Here is a 23,590-nt window from a genome sequence, read left to right as displayed (position 1 = left end):
AACACAATTAAGAGTACTGGGTTGGCTCTGAAAGGGCCAACCCATTTTTATAATAAGCCATGACAGAGGATAACAAGAACAAGGCTCAGGCTCAAAACCAAATAAATATTGAGCTTTCCGAGGAAATAGCCGAAGGCATTTACTCGAATCTGGCAATGATAGCGCATTCAAACAGTGAATTTGTGATTGACTTTATCAGGCTAATGCCGGGAGTACCAAAGGCTAAGGTGAAGTCAAGAATTGTTATTACACCCGAGCATGCCAAGCGGTTTTTGCTGGCGTTAAAGGATAATATTGAGAAATACGAAAATAGTTTCGGGGCAATTAAAAGAACGGAAGACATGCCAAAGTTCCCTATGAATTTTGGCGGAACCGTAGGCGAGGCCTAATAAAAACTTCTTATTATCAAAGTGTTTTACCAATGAAGGATGCAAATTCTTAATAAAAGGTTTTGCATCCTTTGTTACTTATGATACCTTTGCAATCCTAATTTTTGAAAGTTTATAAAGTTAAACATAAATGCCTACCATTCAACAACTTGTAAGAAAAGGAAGGGTTAAATTGACATTCAAGTCAAAATCTCCTGCCTTGGATTCCTGCCCGCAACGCAGGGGCGTTTGTACACGTGTGTACACTACGACGCCTAAAAAACCTAACTCAGCTATGCGTAAAGTAGCGCGTGTTCGCTTAACCAATGGCAAAGAGGTGAACGCATACATTCCAGGAGAAGGACATAATCTGCAGGAGCACTCGATCGTATTGATCAGAGGAGGCAGGGTAAAAGACCTTCCTGGAGTAAGATACCACATTATCCGTGGTGCGCTTGATACAGCGGGTGTGAATGGACGTAAACAAAGCCGTTCTAAATATGGTGCTAAAAGACCGAAACCAGGTGCTGCAGCAGCGGCTCCGGCAAAAGGTGCACCTAAGAAAAAATAATCTTTAGAAGCGATGAGAAAGTCAAAACCTAAAAAAAGATACCTACTTCCCGATCCTAAGTTTCAGGACACGTTAGTTACCAAGTTTGTTAATTACCTTATGGAAGAAGGCAAAAAGAGTGTTGCCTACACAATCTTCTATGATGCGGTAGAACTTGTGGAGAAAAAAACCAATGAGAATGGAATAGACGTTTGGAAACGTGCTATGAGTAATCTCACCCCTGCGGTCGAGGTTAAAAGTAGGCGGGTAGGTGGTGCAACATTCCAGGTACCTGTGGAAGTTCGCCCTGAGCGTAAAATCAATTTGAGCATCAAATGGTTGATCGACTATGCCAGGCTTAGAGGTGAAAAAACAATGATGGATAAATTAGCGGCTGAAATTATAGCTGCATCAAAAGGCGAAGGCGCGGCGATCAAAAAGAAGGATGATACGCACCGTATGGCTGAGGCGAATAAGGCGTTTTCACATTTTAGATTCTAATAGCACCATAAATGGCTAGAGACTTAAGATATACCAGAAATATAGGTATTGCAGCACATATCGATGCTGGAAAAACCACTACCACCGAGCGGATCCTATATTATGCGGGTGTAAACCACAAAATTGGAGAAGTTCACGATGGTGCCGCTACAATGGACTGGATGGCGCAAGAGCAAGAGCGTGGTATAACCATCACATCTGCAGCAACTACAGTGTATTGGAAATATCGGAATAACGACTATCACGTAAACATTATTGATACCCCCGGTCACGTTGACTTTACCGTAGAGGTAAATCGCTCGCTTCGGGTCTTAGACGGTTTGGTGTTCTTATTTAGTGCTGTTGATGGTGTAGAACCACAATCTGAAACAAACTGGCGCTTAGCTGATAATTACAAAGTAGCCCGCATCGGTTTTGTCAATAAAATGGACCGTGCTGGATCAGACTTTTTAGGGGTCTGTAAACAAGTAAAAGAAAAATTAGGTAGCAAAGCTGTAGCCCTTCAGTTACCAATTGGATCGGAAGAAAACTTCCGCGGGGTTGTTGACTTAATAAACAACAGGGGTATCATCTGGAATGAAAGTGACAAGGGAATGACTTACGAAGTAATTCCAGTTCCTGAGGACATGGTCGAGGAGGCTAAAGAATACAGAGAAAAACTTCTCGAATCAGTCGCTGAATTTGATGAATCTCTTTTAGAGAAATATTTTGAGGATCCTAACTCAATTTCCGAAGTTGAGATATTGAAAGCATTGCGTGCGGCTACAATCAGCATGGCCATCGTGCCTATGGTTTGTGGCTCGTCTTTCAAGAACAAAGGTGTTCAGACCATGCTAGATTATGTGATGGAGCTTTTACCATCACCTATGGATAAGGATACCATCATCGGAACAAATCCGGATACAAATGCCGAAGTAACTATCATGCCTGACGAAAAGGCTCCATTCGTTGCTTTAGCTTTTAAAATTGCAACCGACCCTTTTGTAGGACGTCTCTGCTTCATTCGTGCATATTCTGGCGTATTGGAATCTGGGTCATATGTGTACAACACACGTTCCGAACAGAAGGAACGGATTTCCCGTGTATTTCAGATGCACGCCAACAAACAAAACCAAATTGAAAGATTGTCAGCCGGCGATATCGGCGCTGTAGTTGGATTCAAAGACATTAAAACGGGTGATACGCTTTGCGATGAGAAACACAAAGTCGTTCTTGAATCGATGGTGTTCCCTGAACCTGTTATTGGATATGCAATTGAGCCTAAGAAACAAGCAGATGTGGATAAGCTAGGTATGGCTATCTCTAAGCTGGTTGAAGAGGATCCTACACTTCGTGTAAATACAGATCGTGAAACAGGACAAACCATTCTTAGAGGAATGGGTGAGCTTCACTTGGAGATTATTATCGACCGCTTGAAACGTGAGTTCAAGGTTGAAATTAACCAAGGCGCTCCGCAGGTGGCATATAAAGAAGCTCTTACAAAATCTGTCGAACATAAAGAAGTTTACAAGAAGCAGACCGGTGGTCGTGGTAAATTCGCAGATATCCTTTTCGAGCTTGGGCCACGCGAAGATGGCAAGGAAGGCTTGGAATTTGTTAATGATATCGTGGGTGGGGTAATACCTCGTGAATTTATTCCTGCAATCCAAAAAGGATTTGAGCAATCTATGGTGAATGGTCCTTTAGCCGGGTACCAGGTAGATTCGATGAGAGTTAGATTATTCCACGGTTCATACCATGACGTTGACTCTGATTCATTGTCATTCGAATTGGCTGCCCGCATTGGATTTAAAGAGGCTGCTCGTAAATGTTCTCCACAACTGCTTGAACCTATCATGAGTGTTGAAGTTCTTTCTCCTGATGAATTCACCGGTTCAGTTACAGGTGACTTAAACAGAAGAAGAGGTGTTATGAAAGGAATGGACACACGTTCTGGTGCTCAGGTAATCAAAGCAGATGTTCCCCTTGCTGAACTTTTTGGTTACGTGACTGACTTGAGAACTATTACGTCTGGTCGTGCATCAGCATCGTTGACGTTTTCTCATTACGCTCCCGTTCCTAAGAATCTAGCCGAGAAGGTAATTGAAGATGTAAAAGGTGCAGCAGTATCAAAATAAAAATTAAAAAAACAGAAGGATTTGGGCGATTTCCTTAAACACATAGTATGAACCAAAAAATTAGAATAAAACTAAAATCCTACGATCACAACTTAGTTGATAAGTCTTCTGAGAAAATCGTTAGAGCTGTGAAAGCAACAGGCGCAGTAGTGAGTGGACCAATTCCATTACCAACCGAAAAAGAAAAATTCACTGTTCTTCGTTCACCACACGTTAACAAGAAAGCACGCGAGCAATTTCAGCTGTGCACCTATAAACGTCTGGTAGATATTTATTCTAACAGCGCGAAAACTGTGGATGCATTAATGAAGCTTGAACTTCCTAGTGGAGTTGATGTAGAAATCAAGGTGTAGAAGATCACACCATTATAGAACTAATGAAAGCCATTCTTAACCGGATGGCTTTCTTATTTATTGCCCAAATACTGTTGGTAATCTTCTTCAGTGTCCAGATCGAACAACCCGTTAGGAAATTCAACAATTTCAAGCTGACGAGGAAATTGCTGTATTAATTTTTTTGCACCCTGATCATCGCTTAACAATAAAAGGTTCGAAAAAAATGATCGGCCGAACAATGCCGGCACACCGTTGGAGTTACCATATGATGAAGCAACAATGCATCCTTTATTCTGATTGAATTTTTGTATCAATTTTAGAAGATGGTCGGCTGTTAGTGCAGGTTGATCGCATACCATAATAATAACAGCATCCAGTTCAGCACCTGATTGAAGGAGAAAATTGAGGCCCGTCTTTATTGAGCTTCCCATTCCTGTCTTCCAATAATAATTGGAAAGAATCTGAACTGGTAATTTTTCGATAACGTCTCGGTGAGGTTTTTCATTGGCACCCAGGATCACCACCACATTGCCAGGACTAACTGCCAAAGCTGTTTTGGTACAACGGCATAGTAGTGGTTCTCCTTCTATCTCTAGAAGTTGTTTAGAGCGGCCCATTCTGCTAGATGAACCTGCCGCTAATATGATTATGCCGATTTCCATTAAGGTAAAGAAAACGCAAGATAACTATCGCCAGATTTTGTCCCGGACTTTCCTCCGCCACACGCAATTACCACAAACTGTTTCCCATCCACTTCGTATACCGAGGGGGTTGCATAGCCTGCAACGGGAAGTTCATATTCCCAAAGAATTTTGCCCGTGTCTTTATCGAAGGCTCGGAATTTCTCGTCGCGACTGGCGGCGATAAAGACCAATCCCCCGCCGGTTGCTACAGGTCCTCCATAATTTTCAGTGCCTGTGGTTGGGATCCCTTTTTCTTTTAATTCTTTATACTCGCCTAAGGGAACCTGCCATTTGATTTCACCTTTATTAAGGTCAATGGCATTCATAGTTCCCCAGGGAGGTTCTACAGCGGGATAGCCTTCTGGTGTGAGAAACCTGATATAACCGGTGTTGGAATAAATGACATCGGGATGTCGTTCAAAGACGCCTTTCTTTTCTTCTGGAGTACGTTCCTGCAAATCCAGGATATACCGGGCAATGGCATCCCGGTCTTTATCACTTAAATGCGAGAACGCGGGCATTGCCCCCTTGCCTGTTAACATGAACTTTTTAACACTTTCTTTATTGAATTTACTTTGTAAATTCCTTAACGGGGGGTATACGTGCCCATCGCCTCCTCGGTCTATTCCATGGCAGGTGGCACAATTGGAACGATATAGTGAAATTCCTACCCAGGCATCTTCCTTCATTCTAACATCTACCATCGTTAATATCCAAGGCATTTCATTTGAATTTACGTATAGTGTTCCAGTTGGGTCGAATGATGCTCCACCCCATTCTGCGCCTCCGTCAAATCCAGGAAAGATGATAGTCCCCTCTTTGCTTGGTGGGATGAATTGTTCCCCGGTTTTCAACCCTTTAAATTTTTCTGTAACAAAAGACTCAATTTCAGGGGTCAACTTGTTAATCATTTCTTTCGTAAAAACCTGGCGTGCAAAAGGCGGTGGCTTAAGGGGTATCGGCTGCGTTGGCCAAGATTCTTCCCCTTCCAAATCCGACTTGGGTACCGGTACTTCTTCCACCGGAAACAACGTCGCGCCTGTTTCACGATTAAGAACATAGACATGTCCGGACTTTGTCGTTTGAATGACAACATCTGTTTGTTTTCCTTCATGAGTTATGGTTCCCAAAACAGGCGATGCTGGAAGGTCACGATCCCATAGATCGTGATGTATGGTTTGAAAGTGCCATTTACGCTCTCCTGTCTCCGCATTCAATGCAAGTATGCAATTCGCATACAAGTTCTGACCTTTTCTATTTCCTCCCCAAAAATCAAACGAAGCCGAACCGGTGCCGGCAAAGACTAAGCCGCGCTGGTGATCTACAGACATGCCGCTCCATGCATTGGCGCCCCCTATTCTTTTCCAGGCATCTTCGGGCCATGTTTCATATCCAGGTTCCCCGGGATGGGGTATCGTGTGAAATACCCACGCAAGTTTTCCGGTTTTTACGTCATATGCCCGAAGGTAGCCTGGCGCTGCAATTGGACCTTCATTTACTCTTGAGCCCATGATGATAAGGTTCTTGTATATGACACCGGGGGTGTTGGAGACAACCATTAAATCGGCTGCGCGTTCCCCAAGGCCCTCTTTCAAGCTAACTCGCCCATCGGTTCCAAAACTTGTTATTCTTTTTCCTGTACGCGCGTCCAATGCATATAAATGCTGACCCAGTGAATATAAAATTCTTTTATCGTCCCCCTCCTCCCAATAAGTCACTCCACGGTTTACGCCCAGGCCTCCGGCACCCTCATCACTTCCTTCAAACTTCCAAAGTTGTTTGCCCGTTGCGGCCTCCAAGGCAAATGCTTTAAGTGTGGGTGAAGTTGCATACAACACGCCGTCGACAATAATGGGATTACATTGAATCTGCGAACGGTTTTGGGCCGTGTCAGCGTCACCGGATTTATATTCCCATGCCAGCTTGAGTAAGCTTACATTCTCTTTGGTGATTTGATTAAGCGAAGAATACTGAGTTCCTTCAGCGTTGCCACCTTTTATCCTCCACGTAGCCGAATGTGATAACTTTGATTCGGTGGATTTGAATTTGCAGGAAGTAACAAGCAACATTAAAGTTGCGAGGTAAAGGAAGGGGAGTCTCATTACAAATCGATTAGACAATGAAACTCTGAATTTCTATTCAAGAATACAAATGGATAAATTTAGGAAGCTAATTATTCCTCCCTCTATGGGTAAAGCTGCGCTTGATTGTTAAACAAGCTGTTCAATCTCTCAGATGCCGGAAGATGCCAATCGTTGTTCATCATCCCTTCCCAAATAAACCTGTTTAAAAACCTGATCACTCTTGCTGTCCCTTTGATGAATTGGTGCTTTTCTGTATTTGAGAAAACCGCCTGAGCGATTGGCAAATTTTCCCTGTATTTCAGAGATGATGGAAATTGCAATCTCGTCGGGTGTTTCAGCTCCGATATCCAGACCTATTGGTGAATGAATTCTGTGAACATCATCGCCACCGATAGCGATTCCTTGTAATGCAAACTCTTGCTGCATTTTGTCGAAGCGTTTTCTGGGGCCAAGAATTCCAATATAAGGCGTATTTGTTTTTATTAATTTTTTCAGTACGTCCCGATCATACTCATAGTTATGCGACATTAATACACAAGCAGTAAAGGGAGTAATATCAAAATCACGATCGATGAAATCGCGGTGGCAAAGCGAAAGTTTGTCAGCCGTGGGAAAAAAAAGTGGCGCAATGTGCGCGACGCATTCATCAGTAACCCGCACATTCCATCCAAGGTTTTTAGCTAATTGACTTACCGGCCTGGCATCGAATCCACCCCCGAAAATGATTAGGGACACCGTTGGCTGAACCAATTCCATAAATACCTCGGCTTCACCCGTACCGTAAGGGAAGGACTTAGCATAAGATTTTTTGTTTGAGAAAAGCTGTTTGAGCTCTTCTTCTACCATGCCGCTTAAAGAATTATCAGAAAAATAGTTTTGAATTTCACCCGATGAGTATACTACCATTTTTTCGCCAACGCGCGATGCTGCGTTGAATATAGTGGCTAAAGCTAAAGGTTCTCTCGTATCAACAAATTTTTCAAAAAGCGACATAGCGTTATTTGCGATCGAAATATCGATGGGTTCGATCAGAACGTCAATGACACCATTACAGCCCAAGCCAATACCTAAATTTTGATTGCTTTCCTCGCTCGTGTCATAAGTCACTGTCATTGGATTTTTGTCCATCATGACCTGGCGTGCCTTGCGCAGGGCATCACCTTCAAGACACCCGCCGCTTATTGACCCCACCCACTTACCGTCGTCTGTTATAAGCATGCGAGCGCCGGGGCTTCTATAAGAAGAACCACGGACTTTAACTACGGTAGCCAACGCTGCTTTCCGATGGGTAATGTCAATTTTCCTGTATTCAGTGATGATAGTTTTAAAATCCTTCATGAATAAAGTTTATTATTTTCTTTGTGCCTTTACCTCGTTGGGCGTGACCGCGCCTCCTTTGTTCCCCCAAGAGTTTCTAACATAGTTTAATACGTCACTTACTTGTTCGTCAGTTAAATCTATGGCAGGCATTTCACCATTGTATACTATCCCGTTAACCGTCATTTCCCCGGAGGCGCCCTCCAAAATTTGTTTTATTGATCGGTTTTTATCCGCCATTAAATAATCAGATTTTGCCAGTGGTGGAAATGCTCCTTCAATACCTTCGCCTTTTTCCATGTGGCAGGTGATACATTGTGCGTTGTAAACTTCTTTCCCTCGTTCTATGCTGGCCTTCAAATCAAACTTTTGTTTTTTCTGAAATGACATTAAAGAAATTGTAGCGATTAAAAATATTGTTACAATAGTAAGTCCGCGCATGATTTGCGTTTAGTTTAGCGTTATGTTTTCAGGTTAAATTTAAACTTCTTCCAGATTAAATGGTAATGTCCTGATCCGTTTACCGGTTAAATCAAAAATTGCGTTTGTTAAAGCAGGTGTAAAAGGGGGTAACCCTGGTTCACCGACACCACCGGCCTTTTCATCATTATCCATAATGTGCACTTCAATTTCCGGCGTTTCTGAAATACGCACCATTTTATAACTATCAAAGTTTCGCTCTACAGCTTTTCCGTCCTTGAAATGAGTGGCATGTTTAGTAGCCGCACCTAATGCCATGATAATACTGCCTTCAACTTGCGCCTTGATGATATCGGGATTCACATACCATCCACAATCCATCACAGCCCAAACTTTGTCGATTTTCACTTTTCCATTGGCATCTTTGGAAACTTTAACAACTTCACCAACAATGCTTGAAAAACATTCGGTGATCGCTACACCAAAACCTTCATTTTTCTTTCGTGATTTCCACCCGCTTACTTCTTCCAATTTACCAATAAGTAATTGATATCGCTCTTCTCCCACGTGTTCCCTCCGGAACTCTAGTGGGTCTTTTCCAGCCTCCAGGGCGAGTTCATCCATAAAACTTTCGTAGGCGAAACCATTGGTAGAGGAGTATACGGATCGCCACCACATTACCGGAACAGGGGAGTCAAGGGGTAGATCGGCAAAGCTAAAATGCGGAATACTGTTAAAATAAGCTTCTAAAAATCCTTCAGTGGTACTCCCATTATAAGAATCTTTTGAAGCTCCAGGCCATTGATGATCCATGTTCTGCCCGGCCATCTTGAATTTATAACTATTTATCCTTCCTCCTTCACTAAGTCCTGCTGCACATTGATACACCATTCCTGGTCTGAATGGCCCTTGTATCGTGTCATCTTCGCGGGTCCACATAACCTGGACAGGTGCTTTAATTTCTCGTGAAATTAAGGCCGCCTCCTGGGTGTAGTCAAAGAATGCTTTCCGCCCAAAACCACCGCCTAGAAAAGTCATATTGACTGTAATTTTTTCTTTAGGCAAACCGAGTACTTTCGCAAGGTCGTCCTGAATCCACCCTGGGGCCTGAATTGGTCCCCAAATTTCGGCAGCGTCTTCTTTAACGTGCGCCACGCAATTAAGTGGTTCCATGCAGCTATGAGACTGATATGGTGTTTCATAAACGGCCTCAACTTTCTTTGTAGCTTTGCTCAACGCAGATGAAACATTCCCTTTGGTGCGATAGGAAATCCCCTCTTTTGTTCTCAGCTCTTCATTCATTTTTGCGTATAGCTCTTCCGTGCTGTGATGTGCAAATCCGGTATCATCCCACTCAACTTTCAAGGCTTTTCTTCCCTGCAAAGCGTTCCAAAAGGTATCTGCAACCACAGCTACGCCTTCGCGTACTGACGAGAACACATCTACCTTAACTGTAAAAACATGTTTAACGCCCGGGATTTTTTTGGCTGCTGTATCATCAAAACTTTTAACCTTTCCAATAAACCTGGGATTACGTTCGATTACTGCATAGAGCATGCCAGGAAGTTTCTTATCAATGCCGAAAATTGCTGAGCCGTTGGTTTTTAAAGGCGTGTCTTGACGCGGAACTGGTTTACGAAGAATTTTATAATCCTCGACTTTCTTCAACGCAACGGTTTGACGTGGCTCTATTTTAGAGGCTTCTTCCACAAGCTCACCATAATGGAATTTTCTACCGGATGGTTTATGAATGACGTTTCCGTTTTCGGCGTAGCAAGTGTTGTTATCGACATTCCATTTTTTGGCGGCTGCTTCTATCAGCATTTCCCTGGCAGTAGCACCCATGCGACAAAGATGTTTGTAAGCTGAGCGAACTGTTGAGCTACCACCGGTAATTTGGCTTCCATACTTCTTTTCATTTCCAACCCCGAACACAATATCCACCTTATTAAGATCCACTTCCAATTCTTCTGCTATCATTTGCGGAACAGATTGATATGCACCCTGACCCATTTCAGCCCGGTGATTCATAATGGTAACTTTTCCCGATGTATCAATGGATATCCACGCATTCAACTCCGTGCCTAAGCTTTTTGCAACATCTGGTTTTATTATTTTTGCTTCTTCACCTTTTACTTCTGTGTACAGCCCAAGGGTTAGCGCTGCACCGGTCATGCCTGAAAGTTTGATAAAATTTCTTCTGGATAATTTGCTTATTGTTGTTTCCATGCGAATTAAAATTTGAGTGGATTACTTAGCGCTTGCCTTCTGACCCATGAGTTGAGAAGCTGTTTTAATCGCCTTGCGTATCCGGGGATACGTTCCGCATCGACAAATATGACCTTGCATAGCGGTATCAATGTCTTTATCAGTCGGATTTGGGTTCTTCTTTAGAAGAGCAGTAGCTGCCATAATTTGACCCGATTGACAGTATCCGCATTGGGGAACTTGTTCCTGGATCCACGCTTGTTGCACAGGGTGCGAGTTATCTGTAGACAGACCTTCAATGGTGGTGATATTTTTATTGTTAGCCGCGGTAACGGGAATTGAGCAGGACCGAACCGGGGTTCCATCAAGATGTACAGTGCATGCCCCGCACTGGGCAATTCCACAACCATATTTTGTACCGGTAAGACCGACAACATCTCTTATAGCCCAAAGCAAAGGCATCTTGGGGTCTACCTCGACGGTATAATTTTTGTCGTTGATTTTTAACTTTACAGAAGCCATAATTAATGAGGTTGATGATAAAAGAAAGGTACGAAATTAGTATTTACAGGTTTGTCAACTTTACGCCAGGATTGGCGAGTGGAACCAAAAACCATATAAACGGTGTCTTATAAATGACAAAAGAACGTTTTGACGGGGCATAATTTTTTGCTCCAGTAAACATACAACGACGATTTAAAGTTATAATTTGAGGATATAGTAAAAGTTATTCAGATATATGAAAAAAATATACGTGTTGGGAGCAATGTTACTTACTTCCATTTGTGCCATGTCGCAAAACAAACTTCAGGTAACAGTCACCAATATTAAAGGGCAAAAAGGGAACATCATGGTTGGAATTTTTGACAGCCAGGATAGCTTTCTAAAAAAACCGCTCGATGGACGAATGGCTGAAGCTTCTGGTAATTCAATAACAGTGGTTTTTGAAAATCTAAAGCCTGGTAAGTATGCCGTAAGTGTATTGCATGACGCAAATAAAAACAAAGACCTCGACAAAAATAAATTGGGCATACCTAAGGAGGGATTTGGTTTTTCTAACAATGTACTAGGGGCGATGGGACCGCCAACTTTTGAACGCGCGGTAATAGATTTAGTGCCGGATCAGAAAGATCTTGACATCGATATCAAAATGAAATATATGTAGAATGTCTGGCCCGGTTGATTGTTGTTGTGTTGGCGTCAACTAGCGCGTCAGAAAACATCAAGGTTCAGTCGGTCATGACGAGATTATTGATAAAGATATTTTACTGAGAATTTTCTATACTGTCGCATCGAGACAGAATCTCTGACGCAAACTTCACATCGATAAGTCCGTGTTGATGGCTCCACGAGTTGTAGATGTAGGTCGCGATTTCTGCAACCTCTAAATCTGATAATGTTGAGATGCCAGGCATCGGTTGATTGAATTTTTTACCATTCACAATAAGTTCTCCCTTTTTACCGTTCCGGATCAGACACAACACATTTTCCATTTGGCTTTGCATATAGTCGGATGTATCTAGCGGTGGATATAGCAAGCCTAGGCCTTTGCCATTTTCTTGATGACAGTTGCTGCAGTGGGACAAATAAAGTTGCTTGCCCTGGATAAAGTATTGCTCAAATTTAGGGGTATTTTCATTGGAGGAGTTTGAAGTGCACCCCAAACACAATACGCAGACAATGAACAAACTACCGTAAGTAATTCGCTTGGAATTTCTAATACAACTTCCTTCATAAGTGCATGGCTGTCGAAAAGCTTCAGATCTTTTCATCTTCCTTCTTCAACTTCTTAATATCTTCCAGCAATCTGTTAACATCTGCCTCTATTGTTCCGTCGTACTTTCCACGAATCCTTTTTTGTTTATCAATCAGTAGAAAGGCCCCGCTGTGAATAAATCCATCGGGTTCTGCTTTATCTTCCATGGCAGTGGCAAAATAACTTGTTTGCGCGATCTTATATATCTCTTCTTTATTTCCGGTAACGAAATGCCATTTGTCGCTTTTAACACCCAGCTTTTCGGCAAAATCGTGCAATAGACCAACCGTGTCGTAGTCGGGATCAATGGTATGCGAAAGCAGTAGAACATCTGAGTCGTTTTCTACAGAATCATAAACGCGGAGCATTTGAGTTTTCATCTTCGGACAGATTGTGCGGCAGGAGGTGAAAAAAAAATCCGCGACATAAATCTTGTCTTTAAAAGTATTGTTGGTGACTTCGGCACTATCCTGATCGATAAATTTAAAATCTGCGATGGTGTGGTAAATGGTATCGGTTCCAACAATGTCTCGTTCACCAAAAATTGGTAGGGGTTTTTCTTTTTCAATAGTACAGGCAGAAAAAAGCAAACTCAAAGTAGTTAACAAACAACATACGATAACCCTGTTAGGCTTTTTCGATGACCTATTGCGTTGGATTAATGTTGCTTTACCAGGCATGTATCCTTTAAGTTTATTTTTCATTCCGATATTTTTTATAGACTCTGATTCCGAGGGTAATTAATATAGTAATTACAATTAGTCCTGAAAGCCCCCATAAAATGCTGAGCGCATTTTTTAATACAATCAGGAAAACAATACTAATAAGAAAAATTGTGGCGACTTCGTTCCATAGACGCATCTGTGTAGAGGAAAATTTCACAACATTTCGTTTAAACTGCTTAAACAAAATATGGAGAGAGAAGTGGTATAAATACAAAAAAAATACAAGCGTGAGTTTGATATGCATGAATCCATATTGCAGCCACGTTGGTTCGGTAATCAGCAAAGATGCTCCCATCCCGAGGGTTATAATCGCGGAGGGCCATGTAATGCCAAACCATAATCCGGACGCCATTTTCATTAATTGTTTGAAGAGAATTGATCGTTCAGGTTCGGGTTTCTCATTTGACTCAATCATGTGAACGAACAGGCGCGGCATATAGAATAATCCTGCAAACCATGTTACAATAAAGATAATGTGTATGGCTTTGAGATAGAGAGAGGTCATGCTGTAAAAGTCTATACTAAGGGAATGGTAGGCAAGATTTAGTTCTGTTTATTGAACTGTAATTTTATCACCTACAGTCACGTTCCCGTTTTCCAAGGTTACCAGATTTTGGCCAAAATAAATTTTGTTATCCCGTTTTCTGTATGTAGCCAGAGTTTTCAGTGGTTCTTGCCCTTTTTCAGCGGTATCCTGATTTACAGTTGTGAGTATACAACGATCACAAAGTTTTACACCAACAAAGCGGACATTGCCGATGCTGAAGTTACGCCACGAATCTTCCTCAAACGCATGTCCACCTGTAAATACAAAATTAGGTCGGAATCTATTTATCGGGACAGGCTCTTTCAATTTCAAATTCAAGTCATCCAATGTGCCCTGGCCAATAATTAAAAATGGGTAGGCATCTGCCAAGCTAACGTGCTCATCGTTCACTTTATAACGTGGATCCACGGGGCGCGAATTCTCCTCGGGAAAGTACACGAGTTTACAATTTACCCCTAACAAATCCGAAAACCATTTGCTGTAAACAGGGTTCACTTCGAAAACAGACACTGAATCATTCCAAATATTGACTTGTAATGGTTTCGAAATAGCGCCTGCTTCAAGATTGAAGGAAAGCTGTTGTTTCCCGTATGAAATAAGTATTTGATTATTTTCAATGGATAATTTAAAGAGTGACATTTTCGGGTAAGTACGTTGAGTCATCGCCGTGCCTGATTCATCCACGAGCATCCAGCGCCGATCATACTGAAGCCCCTTTGCCATTACATTTACTGTAGGTAAAGAAATTCCGCCTAAGGACTTTATGGGATAGATCCAAATTTGTGAGAGCTTTAATTCCGGCATGTAATTTTTCTTTAAATTTTATGCTAACTTAAAAAGTTATCGTTAATGGTTATCGGAACAGGGAAAATAAACAGTTCCTCGATTCTCGAGGTTAACAAATATTGATAGATTCATGTATTAATAGCACTCCAAATGTCAAATACGTCTGCCTTATGGTATTTTGAAAGCGTTAACCTTTATAAAATTCTCTGCCCGCACAAGGTGAAGAAGATGGCGGAGAATCATGAATTTATTAAATACAAGCGTCAACAATTTATTTACATGCCGGACGATTCGGCTACTCATATTTACATGATCGTTGGGGGAAAGGTCAAGATAGGACACTACCTTGAAAGCGGTGAAGAAGTACTTTCAGCAGTTTTAACAACAGGAGAGATATTTGGCGAACTAGCAATGGCTGGAGAGGAGAAACGGAAAGATTTTGCTCAGGCAATGGAAGAGACTACTATTTGTCCATTGACAATAGAGGAATTAAAAACGTTAATGTATGAGGACAAAGAGCTGAGTTTTAAAATACTTAAGTTAATTGGCTTGCGTATCATGAAGCTTGAACGCAAGCTGGAACTTCTGGTTTTTAAAGATGCCCGCACGCGCATCATCGAATATTTAAAAGATGCAGCAGCGTGGAGGGGAAAGAAGGTAGGTTTGGAAACGTTGATTCAGGCAAATTTAACGCACAAGGATATTGCTTCATTGACTGGCACGTCTCGCCAAACAGTTACCACAATTCTTAATCAATTGAAAGAACAAAATCTAATCAATTTTAACAGAAAGCAGATTCTTATCAGAGATCTCGACAGTTTGAGATAGCATAACCAACGGTTACCCTATCTGACGGCCGGAATCAGTTGGGGGGTGAGAGAAGATATTACTTTTTCCCCGTATGATAATCGCTCTATTAAATTGCCCTTAGATTTATATACGGTAATTGTGAACAATAAGAAGATAAATAAACTCTTCTCTAACTGAGTTATGCGGCTGTTTGTATCCATGGTTTTATTTCTTCAATGTTTTTGATTTCTATTATATTCATTCCCCGGCTCGTTGATTTTTCGGAGATCAAAACAATGTTTCGGTCCGGATCAGCAAAACCCCTAATGTAGGTAACGACAACTTCCTCGTTTTTCTTTTTGATGAAAAATGGTTCTGACGAACCCACACAATTGATGAGCCTGGCTCTCATTGTATCTATGTTTTGTTGCGTTCTCATACCTAAAATTTTAAAGTTGTACTGAATCATTATGCATTATCGTGCCAGCAGGGTTAGCCCTGAGAAACGGGCGAGAAAGGGGCATTACCCTATCAGGGTTTCCCATGATGGGACTGGTGTGTATTGTTTCTAGAGTGAAACTTAGAATGGGATATAAATCGACTATGATAATTATGGCAAGCCTGAAGCGTCCTAGGTTCTAAAGTGGGGAGGAAGGTCTTTTTCTTCATCAATATCATTCAGCGTATCGAGCTGCCGGTAAGTTAAACCTAGCAGTTTGATATCGTGAAGCGTTTCGGCTAAAACACGGTTGGTGCTCCAGCTTTTGTTTTGAAACAGTGCAGGATGTAAATAATTCATCCCCAATAAATAATATCCTCCATCGTGAGCCGGACCTACTACAATATCGTGTGTATGAAGTTTCCTGAAACCCTCCTTGACAACTTGAGGAGTTAATTCAAGGCAATCTGTCCCGATGATACAAATCGATTGATAACCATTTTTAAAGCCATCACGAAACGCGTTCATCATTTTTTCGCCTAAGTCACCTCCCATCTGTAAATGCTTCTGATATTTTTCATTATGCCAGGAATCGTTGTGGTCAATGAAATCAGAATAATAAAGTGCCTTGGACATGGGCAACTTTTCCGTTATACTTCTTGTGTGTTCAGAGAGTAGGAGATAAATAGCATAAGCTTTAGCATCACCAATCGTTGCTGCAAGGCGTGTCTTGACTTTTCCAAGTTCCGGATTTTTGTAAAAAATGATTAGAAGCGACTCATCTTTTGATTTCCTAATGCGCATTTTAATAGACTTTTACACCTTTCAATAACCATTGCGACCAGTTTCTATTATACGTATGTACGCGTAGTGTGGGTGCTCCGGCAGCATTCAGGATCGGATATCCTTTATTAACCCATTCAAATATTCCACCGTAAAGATTTCGGACGTTCGCAAAACCAGCTTCTATTAACTTTTCCCCTATACGCTCGCTTCGATAACCAACAGAACAGTAAATTACAATTTGTGCCTCGTGGTCTAGCGTATCTAAACCTTTCGCTGAGAAACTATTGTACTCGACAAAGAGAGCGCTTGGTATATGGCTCACATTAAATTCGTCAGCCGTACGTATATCAAGTAGTATTATCTTTTCACATTCTATCAATTTACGTTGTAGATCCTCTACTTTAATCACTGGTACAGAATACCTGTAAAGATGTTTGAGTTTCTCATCAAAGGCTGTTTGGCTGAATGCCGGCCAGGCTATGCCCATTAAGCAATAGATAAAGAGAATCTTTTTTTCCATAATAATTCATAGCCAAGATACCCAAGAACAGTAATGTATTCGAAAGCCACAATCCATAAGTTTTCATTAAAACCGTCCCTGGAATAACCAGCATAACTTAAAAAAATTGTAAAACTCCATAAAACAACAAATTTATAACGGGTCAAAACCGATATCGCCAAAAGTGTCGTAACGTACCATGGATGAAGTGTGGTTGTAAAAAGAAAGTATACCATTAATGCCCACAATAGGGACTCAATGAAGGTAGAAATTTTAAAAACCGTGTCTGATTTTAAATCAACTGTTTGCTGAGACCTACTCTTATCAGTCCTTATAGAAATTTTTATAATAAGGAACGTAGCTATGACACCTAAAACTCCACCGGCAATGTGAACGATGTTATATCCGAAAAAAAGAAATCCCAACCACCTGACGAGATAGTATATACTGGCGTTAAATTCAAATCGGGAGAAGTAGTATCCAAGACTATGCTGAAATCCTTCAATAATTGCTACATCCAACAAGGGGATAAATAAAACGATACAGGTAAGACCAGTGATCGCATACAATTGGACTGCTTTCTTCCACCCCAAGAGGGTAAGAATTGCTGGCAGGAAAATCAGCGGAATCAGCTTGGTGCAAATGGCAATCGCTAATGTGATCGCAGCGAGTGGTAGTCGCTCTCTCGCTATGAAGTATATACTGGCCAGCAGGAAAACAATCATAATTGCTTCAAAATGCGCATTACCGCTAAGTTCTAAGATTACTAGCGGGTTAAGCGCATAGACCAACAAATTGCGTTGTGGAATTTTGAAATGACTTATTAATCTTCGTAACAGAAATATTGAAACGATTTCCGCAAAAACATTTAATGTTTTAAGGAATAGAAGACTACCGTAAACATGATGGGAGATTTTTGCCGATAGCCAAAACAAGAACTGCGCAACGGGAGGATAAACAGTAAAGTAGTTTTTAGAATTTAGATTTTGATACAGCGATTCATCAATCCCAGCTATGGATATTTTATTTTCGATGTAAAAGCTAGGTATATGCGCGAAGGGATGATATCCGGAAGCAATTAATCTACCGTCCCAAATGAAGCGATAGAAATCTTCGGATAAATTTGGGACGGAAAAAAGAAGTATTAACCGGCATGCAATTGCCGCATACGTCCAATAGGTTAATTGATCGTTTGGTGCTTTAAAAATAATCCATGCATAAACCAGAAAGACTATGCCGTAAAGACCTAGAAGTAAAGCAGTCTCGTGCCGTTGGATGCTATAGCCAAGAAAAAAATACAGTGAAAAAATTCCCAGGCCAAGCAAGTATTGTGTAGCCTTGCCGTTAAGCATTTGCTAATGGCTTAACAGAATAATAAAATACGTATCCAAAACCGGTCGCAAGCATAATGTGAAAGAAGAATAGTATGCTTGTATTAAAATAAGCGCCGATGCAAATGCCTGCAATGAAATACAAACATAATATGCCTTCGAGTAACGTGATTATATCAAAGGTAGGATGAACGTACACATTGTTTCTCCACGGCTCACCTTTTTTTGTGATATTAAATTTTGGAGTCCTCACGAATGGCGTTTTAATTCCAAGTAATCCTTCCAATACCGCTATACCATTATGAAGCGATAACCCCATGGATACAATCAAGAAGCCAGGAAACAAATTGATAAAGGTCTTACCTGCATTTACATTAAACCGTTTTGTTGCCACCCAGTAAAATATTGAAATTGATAGAAATCCAACAAGGAATATATTCCCGAGACGGAATATTCCGGTCATGCTTGGATTATTCCTTATAATAAAAAGCATTGGTACACTTAACAAGGCTGCAAGTAATACACTTAAGAAAACCGAACTATTGAATAAATGAAAAAACGCATGGACCTTGTTGATGCCTTTTAAATTTGACGTCATTACTTTTACAAAAATTTTTCGTGCCGTTTCAGCTCCTCCTTTATTCCAACGGTACTGCTGAGCCTTAATAGCAGGCATGATCACAGGCAATTCTCCTGGAGTGGAGATTTCTTCCAAATATTTTAATTTCCAACCCTTTAATTGAGCACGGTAACTCAAGTCAAGATCTTCCGTTAAGGTGTCGCTGGACCATCCTCCGGCGTCTATAATACACGCCTTTCTCCAGACACCGCAGGTGCCGTTGAAATTGATAAAACTCCCCACAGCATTTCGTGCACTTTGTTCAATGGAAAAGTGGGCATCTAATCCAAAGGCCTGAAGTTGCGTTAATAAAGAATAATCTTTATTAATATGTCCCCAGCGGGTTTGTACCGCTCCAACAGAAGCATTCGTAAATGTGTATAAAGTCTTTTGTAGAAAATCTGGGCCAGGTATAAAATCGGCATCGAAGATCGCGATGAGTTCACCTTTCGCAAGCTTTAATCCATGATCAAGGGCACCTGCTTTGAAGCCTGCTCTGTTTTCACGATGGATAAGTTTAATATCCAGTTTCAAAGAACGAAGAGACTCAAGTTTTTTAAGAATAATTTCAGTGGTATCGTCCGTGGAATCATCCAAGATTTGGATCTCCATTTTGTCTTTAGGATATTCAAACTTACTGATTGCTTCCAGTAATCTCTCGACTACATACCTTTCATTAAAGATGGGCAATTGAATTGTGACTTGCGGGTTGAAACCTGTGGAGGATGCTACAACCTGACTGTTGATTTTCTTTCTTGTGATATAAATCCACGTAAGGTGCAGTTGACCTAAACTAAACAAAAAAATGTAAAGGAGTGAAAGGCTATATAATATCGTGATTAAAATTGCCATTGATCAGAGAGACTCAATAATTCATTGGTTATAAGTACTTAAATATTGTCCCGATAATTTTATAACCCGCCATCACCGTTCCTTTTATCGTACCCGAAATTTTTGAAAACCCGATTCGTTTTCTATATCGCACAGGCACTTCCATACATTTCATTTTTTTCTTTGCAGCTTTTAATTGCATTTCCACGGTCCATCCATACGTTTTATCCTGCATATCAAGTGCAACCAGTGACCTGAATTTAATTGCCCTGAACGGACCCAGGTCCGTAAATCTCACTTTATAAAATAGTTTCAAAAGTCGGGTGGCTAACCAATTGCCAAAAATTTGTTGCGTTGTCATCGAGCCCTTTTCTTTGTTTCCGAGAGCCCGGGAACCTATCACCAAATCAACATTATTTGCCAGAATTGGGTTTATCAGCTGAGGAATTTCTTCGGGGTAGTCTGAATGATCGGCATCTAAAAAAATTACAATATCAGGATGACTTTTTGATTTGATTAGATAATCGATGCCGCGAAGACACGCGCGCCCATATCCTGGTATCGGTTCACGGAGAACAGTTGCACCTGCTTTCTGCGCAATGTGTTCCGTATTATCCGTTGATGCATTATTGACGACGATAATTTCATGAACAATCTCTTTCGGTATTTCAGCGATAACTTGACCTATCCCGTTTTCTTCATTAAAGGCGGGAATAATAACAGAAATGACAGCAGGAGATTTCAACAAGGGCTTTTAAATAAAATTTTTACGGACATCATAAATACAATTCCGTTTTTCTTAAACATCAAGTTTTGCGTTGTTATTTCCTATCAAAATCGGTTTTCCAAATCGACCTTCTTCATCTTTTACTTCCAGATTTAATACACCTCGCGGGCACACTGCCGAGCAGACACCGCATCCCACGCAGGACGATCGAACTATATTTTGCCCACGCTGTGCGTACCAGCGTACATCAATTCCCATTTCGCAATAGGTAGAACAATTGCCGCAGGAGATACATTGTCCACCATTTGTAGTGATTCTGAAACGAGACTTAAACCGTTGAATCAGGCCCAAGTACGCGGCTAACGGACACCCAAAACGACACCACACCCGATTACCCATTAGTGGATAAAAACCGGTTCCAATCACACCGGCAAATGCAGCACCAATAAACGATCCGTAAACTTCTCTTAATGAGTAGCTGTCGACGATGAGAAACCAGGACGATTTTGTCCAATAAGTATAAAGCACTGCCGCCGTCATAACAATAGCAAAAGCAAGCACACCGTGAACCATCCATCGTTCAATTTTCCACGCCTTTAAACTTTTATCTGAAAGTTGGCGATACGGGTCACCCAACGTTTCCGCTAAGCCTCCGCATCCGCAAACCCACGAACAATACCAGCGCTTGCCAAAAAAATACACGAAGACTGGAACAGCAATGATGATCAGCGCAATTCCCCAACCCAACATAAAAATGCCTAAGGCGCCGCTTTCCCTTAACTGATCTAATCGGAAATCGAAAAAGAAACTGTAATCCAACGGCCATATGTTTTTAAAATCAAAGTAAGGTTTGTTCAGCCTGATCAGGAATTCGGGAATAAGAAAGGCGAAGGCAGTTTGAAAAAACATGACTGAAAGGGTACGAAAAATCTGATACTTGCTATGCCTGTAATGAATAATCATCCGGACCCCCATTACTAAAATGCACAACGTATAAATAAAACCATAAAGGAAAAATCTCCCAGCCTCATGACCATTTAACATTTCACTAATGGGGTCTACCATGATAATCCAATTGGTCATGTATTCCGGAAAAAAATAAAGTATCACATAAAAGACGATCAACCATGTGCCTGTTAATATTCCGAGCCATCCAACATTTTTCATCGGATGAAAGAAGATATTATTATTTTTTATGCCTTTGGACTCTTTTATTTTTGGCAGAATGTAAAGGGCGGCCCCAATAATACATAGGCCAAACGTTAGAAGAAGATATAATAAAGGATTATTTCTTACGGGACTTTCTGCGGAAGCTTTTGCGAGAGAATACTTAATGTCCTTTTGGGCGTAACGATCAAAACCTGCACGGTTGATAATTGCATAATCCCGTACTTTTGCAGACACATTTTTCAATTCGGTATGTAATTCTTCCGGTGAGGAAAATGTTCTGCTTTCAAGCGAGCCGCCAAAATCTTTAAACACTTTGTTTTTAAATGATGAAGTCTCATTTGATGTCCGGAAAACGGAGTCAACATTCGCAATGGAAAATGTAGCTTCGCTGAGTTTTGCTAATCGATCAAGTTCATCCTCGGTGATAGCATATTTCGTTAGCTGCTTTTCATTAATGGTTTCAAAGATTTCTGAAACATAATGTATAAATTCAAAATTTGAGCTTACCGGTCGATCCAAGATTGCCGAGGCTTCAGTGAGGAAAAGCGCTTGCTTTTGTTCATCATGTATACTTTTTTTAACAGCATTCTCTGTAAGTCTGTAATCGGCCCAAAAAAATGATGCGTTAAATACGAAAAAGCCAGCGACAAAAAGTAGCAGGCCTGTAATCTTAAGTATTTTCATATTGTATTATGCAGCCTTGAAAGATGGATATTTTTGATAAAATGCATTTGCGATTTCATTTTCATGACGTTCAAAGAACTCCGGATCAAAGTTTGCCTCCTGCAAATGTGCTATTACAAATTGTATATCTTTTTTTTGCCGAAGCCATCGATCAAAATATTCATGGCGCAGTCGGATACCGAACGTATTAACGCCTAAGAATTTTTTAGAGTCTTTGTTCCAGACAAAATGGATCGCCTTTTTTTGTCCATGGTGTTCCCAATAGAAGTCATCTTCAGCAGGACTTAAAACATTTGAAACAGTTCCATAGGTTTGATATTCTATGTCGAGAAATTTTGCGGAATTGAACCACGGACCGGGTTCATATTTAGAAGGGGTGCCACAGATCGTCTGTGCGACGACTTCTCCCATCATCCGCCCAGTGTACCAGACCTGTTCTATATTTTTTCTTCCTGGTAGCTGATAGGTGCGTTCTACACAATCACCAATAGCATATACATTAGGAATGTTAGTCTGCAAATAGGAATCCACCAGTACGCCGTTGTTCGTCCGGATTCCTGAATCGCTTAAGAATTCTATATTCGGTGAAACACCTACAGCAAGACCAACAAATTGACATTCTATTATCTCATTTTTTTCGGTCTTCACGGCCTTTACTTTGCCCTCATGATCGGAAATTATTTCTCGAAGTTCTGTAGTTAGCTTTAAATCCACATGATGTGAACGAATATGGTTGGTGATTAAACGGGCTTCTTCCATCGGTAGAACTGAGCTCCAAAATTCCGGCTCTCTAACGAGAAAGGTGACGCGGATTCCTCTGGTGAGCAGCATCTCTGCCATCTCAATACCTATTAACCCACCGCCTACCAGCACAGCATGTTTAATAGCTTTGGTATTACCTTCCATCAATACCAGATCGTTATAACTATACAAACCCTGAACGCCGACGAGGTCTTGTCCCGGCCATCCAAACTTGTTGGACCGAGAGCCTGAAGCAATAACTAAAGCGTCGTAATGAAGGGTATTTCCTGACTTCAAATCTACCTGCTGGCGTTCTGCATTAACTTTAACCACATGATCAAATACGAGGTCAATTCTATTTTTCTTCCAGAAGAAATCTTCATATGGCTTGGTATGTTCAAATTTTAAGTGACCCATATAAACATACATCAGGGCAGTCCGTGAAAAGAAATGACGCGTCTCTGAAGAAATGATAGTAATTTGGTAGTCGCTGTTTTTGCGAATATGCCGGGCCGCCGTTACTCCTGAAATTCCATTTCCGATAATAACAATATGTTTCATGGTCAAATTAAAGACA

25 protein-coding genes are annotated in these 23,590 nt (G+C 41.1%); 7 read left to right on the top strand and 18 right to left on the bottom strand.

Annotated elements, in window-relative coordinates; all coding sequences use genetic code 11:
- Positions 1-59: 59 nt before the first annotated feature.
- From P2W71_RS03415 to rpsJ, 5 genes are all read left to right on the top strand, one after another.
- On the top strand, positions 60-389 hold the full coding sequence (locus P2W71_RS03415; RefSeq protein ID WP_276367038.1) for a DUF3467 domain-containing protein: 330 nt from the start codon (positions 60-62) through the stop codon (positions 387-389).
- Between the two features lie 130 nt (positions 390-519).
- Complete coding sequence (gene rpsL, locus P2W71_RS03410; protein ID WP_276367035.1) at positions 520-939, top strand: 30S ribosomal protein S12; 420 nt, start codon at positions 520-522, stop codon at positions 937-939.
- A gap of 12 nt (positions 940-951) precedes the next feature.
- A complete protein-coding gene (rpsG, locus tag P2W71_RS03405) occupies positions 952-1,419 on the top strand; it encodes a 30S ribosomal protein S7 (RefSeq protein WP_276367032.1) in 468 nt (155 codons plus the stop codon).
- Positions 1,420-1,430: 11 nt separating this feature from the next.
- Entirely contained in the window at positions 1,431-3,536 is a 2,106-nt protein-coding gene (gene fusA / locus P2W71_RS03400) for an elongation factor G (protein ID WP_276367030.1), read from the top strand.
- A 47-nt stretch (positions 3,537-3,583) separates the two neighbouring features.
- Complete coding sequence (rpsJ, locus tag P2W71_RS03395) at positions 3,584-3,889, top strand: 30S ribosomal protein S10 (RefSeq protein ID WP_025538266.1); 306 nt, start codon at positions 3,584-3,586, stop codon at positions 3,887-3,889.
- Between the two features lie 53 nt (positions 3,890-3,942).
- Here the strand turns inward: rpsJ and P2W71_RS03390 are convergent, their stop codons facing one another.
- From P2W71_RS03390 to P2W71_RS03365, 6 genes are all read right to left on the bottom strand, one after another.
- On the bottom strand, positions 3,943-4,533 hold the full coding sequence (locus tag P2W71_RS03390; protein WP_276367025.1) for a nucleotidyltransferase family protein: 591 nt from the start codon (positions 4,531-4,533) through the stop codon (positions 3,943-3,945).
- A complete protein-coding gene (locus tag P2W71_RS03385) occupies positions 4,533-6,656 on the bottom strand; it encodes a PQQ-binding-like beta-propeller repeat protein (protein ID WP_276367023.1) in 2,124 nt (707 codons plus the stop codon). Before P2W71_RS03385 ends, P2W71_RS03390 begins: the two co-directional genes overlap by 1 nt.
- A gap of 129 nt (positions 6,657-6,785) precedes the next feature.
- A complete protein-coding gene (locus P2W71_RS03380) occupies positions 6,786-7,976 on the bottom strand; it encodes an XdhC/CoxI family protein (RefSeq protein ID WP_276367020.1) in 1,191 nt (396 codons plus the stop codon).
- Between the two features lie 12 nt (positions 7,977-7,988).
- On the bottom strand, positions 7,989-8,396 hold the full coding sequence (locus P2W71_RS03375) for a cytochrome c (RefSeq protein ID WP_276367018.1): 408 nt from the start codon (positions 8,394-8,396) through the stop codon (positions 7,989-7,991).
- A gap of 39 nt (positions 8,397-8,435) precedes the next feature.
- The gene (locus tag P2W71_RS03370) at positions 8,436-10,604 is read right to left on the bottom strand and encodes a molybdopterin cofactor-binding domain-containing protein (RefSeq protein ID WP_276367016.1); all 2,169 of its coding nucleotides are present in this window, start codon (positions 10,602-10,604) and stop codon (positions 8,436-8,438) included.
- A gap of 21 nt (positions 10,605-10,625) precedes the next feature.
- A complete protein-coding gene (locus P2W71_RS03365) occupies positions 10,626-11,105 on the bottom strand; it encodes a (2Fe-2S)-binding protein (RefSeq protein ID WP_276367013.1) in 480 nt (159 codons plus the stop codon).
- Positions 11,106-11,322: 217 nt separating this feature from the next.
- Between P2W71_RS03365 and P2W71_RS03360 the strand changes: the two genes are divergently transcribed.
- Positions 11,323-11,748, top strand: coding sequence for a DUF2141 domain-containing protein (locus P2W71_RS03360; RefSeq protein ID WP_276367011.1), 426 nt, complete (start codon positions 11,323-11,325; stop codon positions 11,746-11,748).
- A 100-nt stretch (positions 11,749-11,848) separates the two neighbouring features.
- On the opposite strand, the gene P2W71_RS03355 is transcribed toward P2W71_RS03360, so the two are convergent.
- The 4 genes from P2W71_RS03355 to P2W71_RS03340 are packed head-to-tail and all read right to left on the bottom strand — an operon-like array spanning position 11,849 to position 14,415.
- A complete protein-coding gene (locus P2W71_RS03355) occupies positions 11,849-12,355 on the bottom strand; it encodes a cytochrome c (protein WP_276367008.1) in 507 nt (168 codons plus the stop codon).
- Positions 12,342-13,043 carry an SCO family protein gene (locus P2W71_RS03350; protein ID WP_276367006.1) on the bottom strand — a complete coding sequence of 234 codons (702 nt, stop codon included), beginning with the start codon at positions 13,041-13,043 and terminating at the stop codon, positions 12,342-12,344. Before P2W71_RS03350 ends, P2W71_RS03355 begins: the two co-directional genes overlap by 14 nt.
- Positions 13,033-13,569 (bottom strand): CopD family protein, encoded by a 537-nt coding sequence (locus P2W71_RS03345; protein WP_276367004.1) that lies wholly within the window; start codon positions 13,567-13,569, stop codon positions 13,033-13,035. The genes P2W71_RS03350 and P2W71_RS03345 overlap by 11 nt, the downstream gene beginning before the upstream one ends.
- Before the next feature lie 48 nt (positions 13,570-13,617).
- Positions 13,618-14,415: an MOSC N-terminal beta barrel domain-containing protein gene (locus tag P2W71_RS03340; protein ID WP_276367002.1), complete on the bottom strand. Its 798-nt coding sequence runs from the start codon at positions 14,413-14,415 to the stop codon at positions 13,618-13,620.
- Positions 14,416-14,547: 132 nt separating this feature from the next.
- Between P2W71_RS03340 and P2W71_RS03335 the strand changes: the two genes are divergently transcribed.
- The gene (locus P2W71_RS03335; protein WP_276367000.1) at positions 14,548-15,225 is read left to right on the top strand and encodes a Crp/Fnr family transcriptional regulator; all 678 of its coding nucleotides are present in this window, start codon (positions 14,548-14,550) and stop codon (positions 15,223-15,225) included.
- Positions 15,226-15,385: 160 nt separating this feature from the next.
- On the opposite strand, the gene P2W71_RS03330 is transcribed toward P2W71_RS03335, so the two are convergent.
- The 8 genes from P2W71_RS03330 to P2W71_RS03295 all read right to left on the bottom strand — a co-directional run bounded on the left by P2W71_RS03330 (position 15,386) and on the right by P2W71_RS03295 (position 23,574).
- Positions 15,386-15,625, bottom strand: coding sequence for a hypothetical protein (locus P2W71_RS03330; protein ID WP_276366997.1), 240 nt, complete (start codon positions 15,623-15,625; stop codon positions 15,386-15,388).
- A gap of 192 nt (positions 15,626-15,817) precedes the next feature.
- On the bottom strand, positions 15,818-16,429 hold the full coding sequence (locus tag P2W71_RS03325) for a TIGR04282 family arsenosugar biosynthesis glycosyltransferase (RefSeq protein ID WP_276366995.1): 612 nt from the start codon (positions 16,427-16,429) through the stop codon (positions 15,818-15,820).
- A 1-nt stretch (position 16,430) separates the two neighbouring features.
- Positions 16,431-16,898 carry a rhodanese-like domain-containing protein gene (locus P2W71_RS03320; protein WP_276366993.1) on the bottom strand — a complete coding sequence of 156 codons (468 nt, stop codon included), beginning with the start codon at positions 16,896-16,898 and terminating at the stop codon, positions 16,431-16,433.
- Positions 16,898-18,262, bottom strand: coding sequence for a glycosyltransferase 87 family protein (locus P2W71_RS03315; RefSeq protein WP_276366991.1), 1,365 nt, complete (start codon positions 18,260-18,262; stop codon positions 16,898-16,900). The genes P2W71_RS03320 and P2W71_RS03315 overlap by 1 nt, the downstream gene beginning before the upstream one ends.
- Positions 18,255-19,712 carry a cellulose synthase family protein gene (locus P2W71_RS03310; RefSeq protein ID WP_276366986.1) on the bottom strand — a complete coding sequence of 486 codons (1,458 nt, stop codon included), beginning with the start codon at positions 19,710-19,712 and terminating at the stop codon, positions 18,255-18,257. The genes P2W71_RS03315 and P2W71_RS03310 overlap by 8 nt, the downstream gene beginning before the upstream one ends.
- 28 nt (positions 19,713-19,740) lie before the next feature.
- The gene (locus P2W71_RS03305; RefSeq protein WP_276366983.1) at positions 19,741-20,436 is read right to left on the bottom strand and encodes a glycosyltransferase family 2 protein; all 696 of its coding nucleotides are present in this window, start codon (positions 20,434-20,436) and stop codon (positions 19,741-19,743) included.
- A 54-nt stretch (positions 20,437-20,490) separates the two neighbouring features.
- Positions 20,491-22,272, bottom strand: a complete 1,782-nt coding sequence (locus P2W71_RS03300) for a 4Fe-4S dicluster domain-containing protein (protein ID WP_276366979.1) — start codon at positions 22,270-22,272, stop codon at positions 20,491-20,493.
- 6 nt (positions 22,273-22,278) lie between these two features.
- Positions 22,279-23,574 (bottom strand): FAD-dependent oxidoreductase, encoded by a 1,296-nt coding sequence (locus P2W71_RS03295; protein WP_276366976.1) that lies wholly within the window; start codon positions 23,572-23,574, stop codon positions 22,279-22,281.
- Positions 23,575-23,590 lie beyond the last annotated feature (16 nt).

The sequence above is a fragment of the Chryseolinea sp. H1M3-3 genome (assembly GCF_029360725.1).
Classification (GTDB): Bacteria; Bacteroidota; Bacteroidia; order Cytophagales; family Cyclobacteriaceae; genus Chryseolinea.
This window is presented reverse-complemented; position numbering and strand designations above follow the sequence as displayed.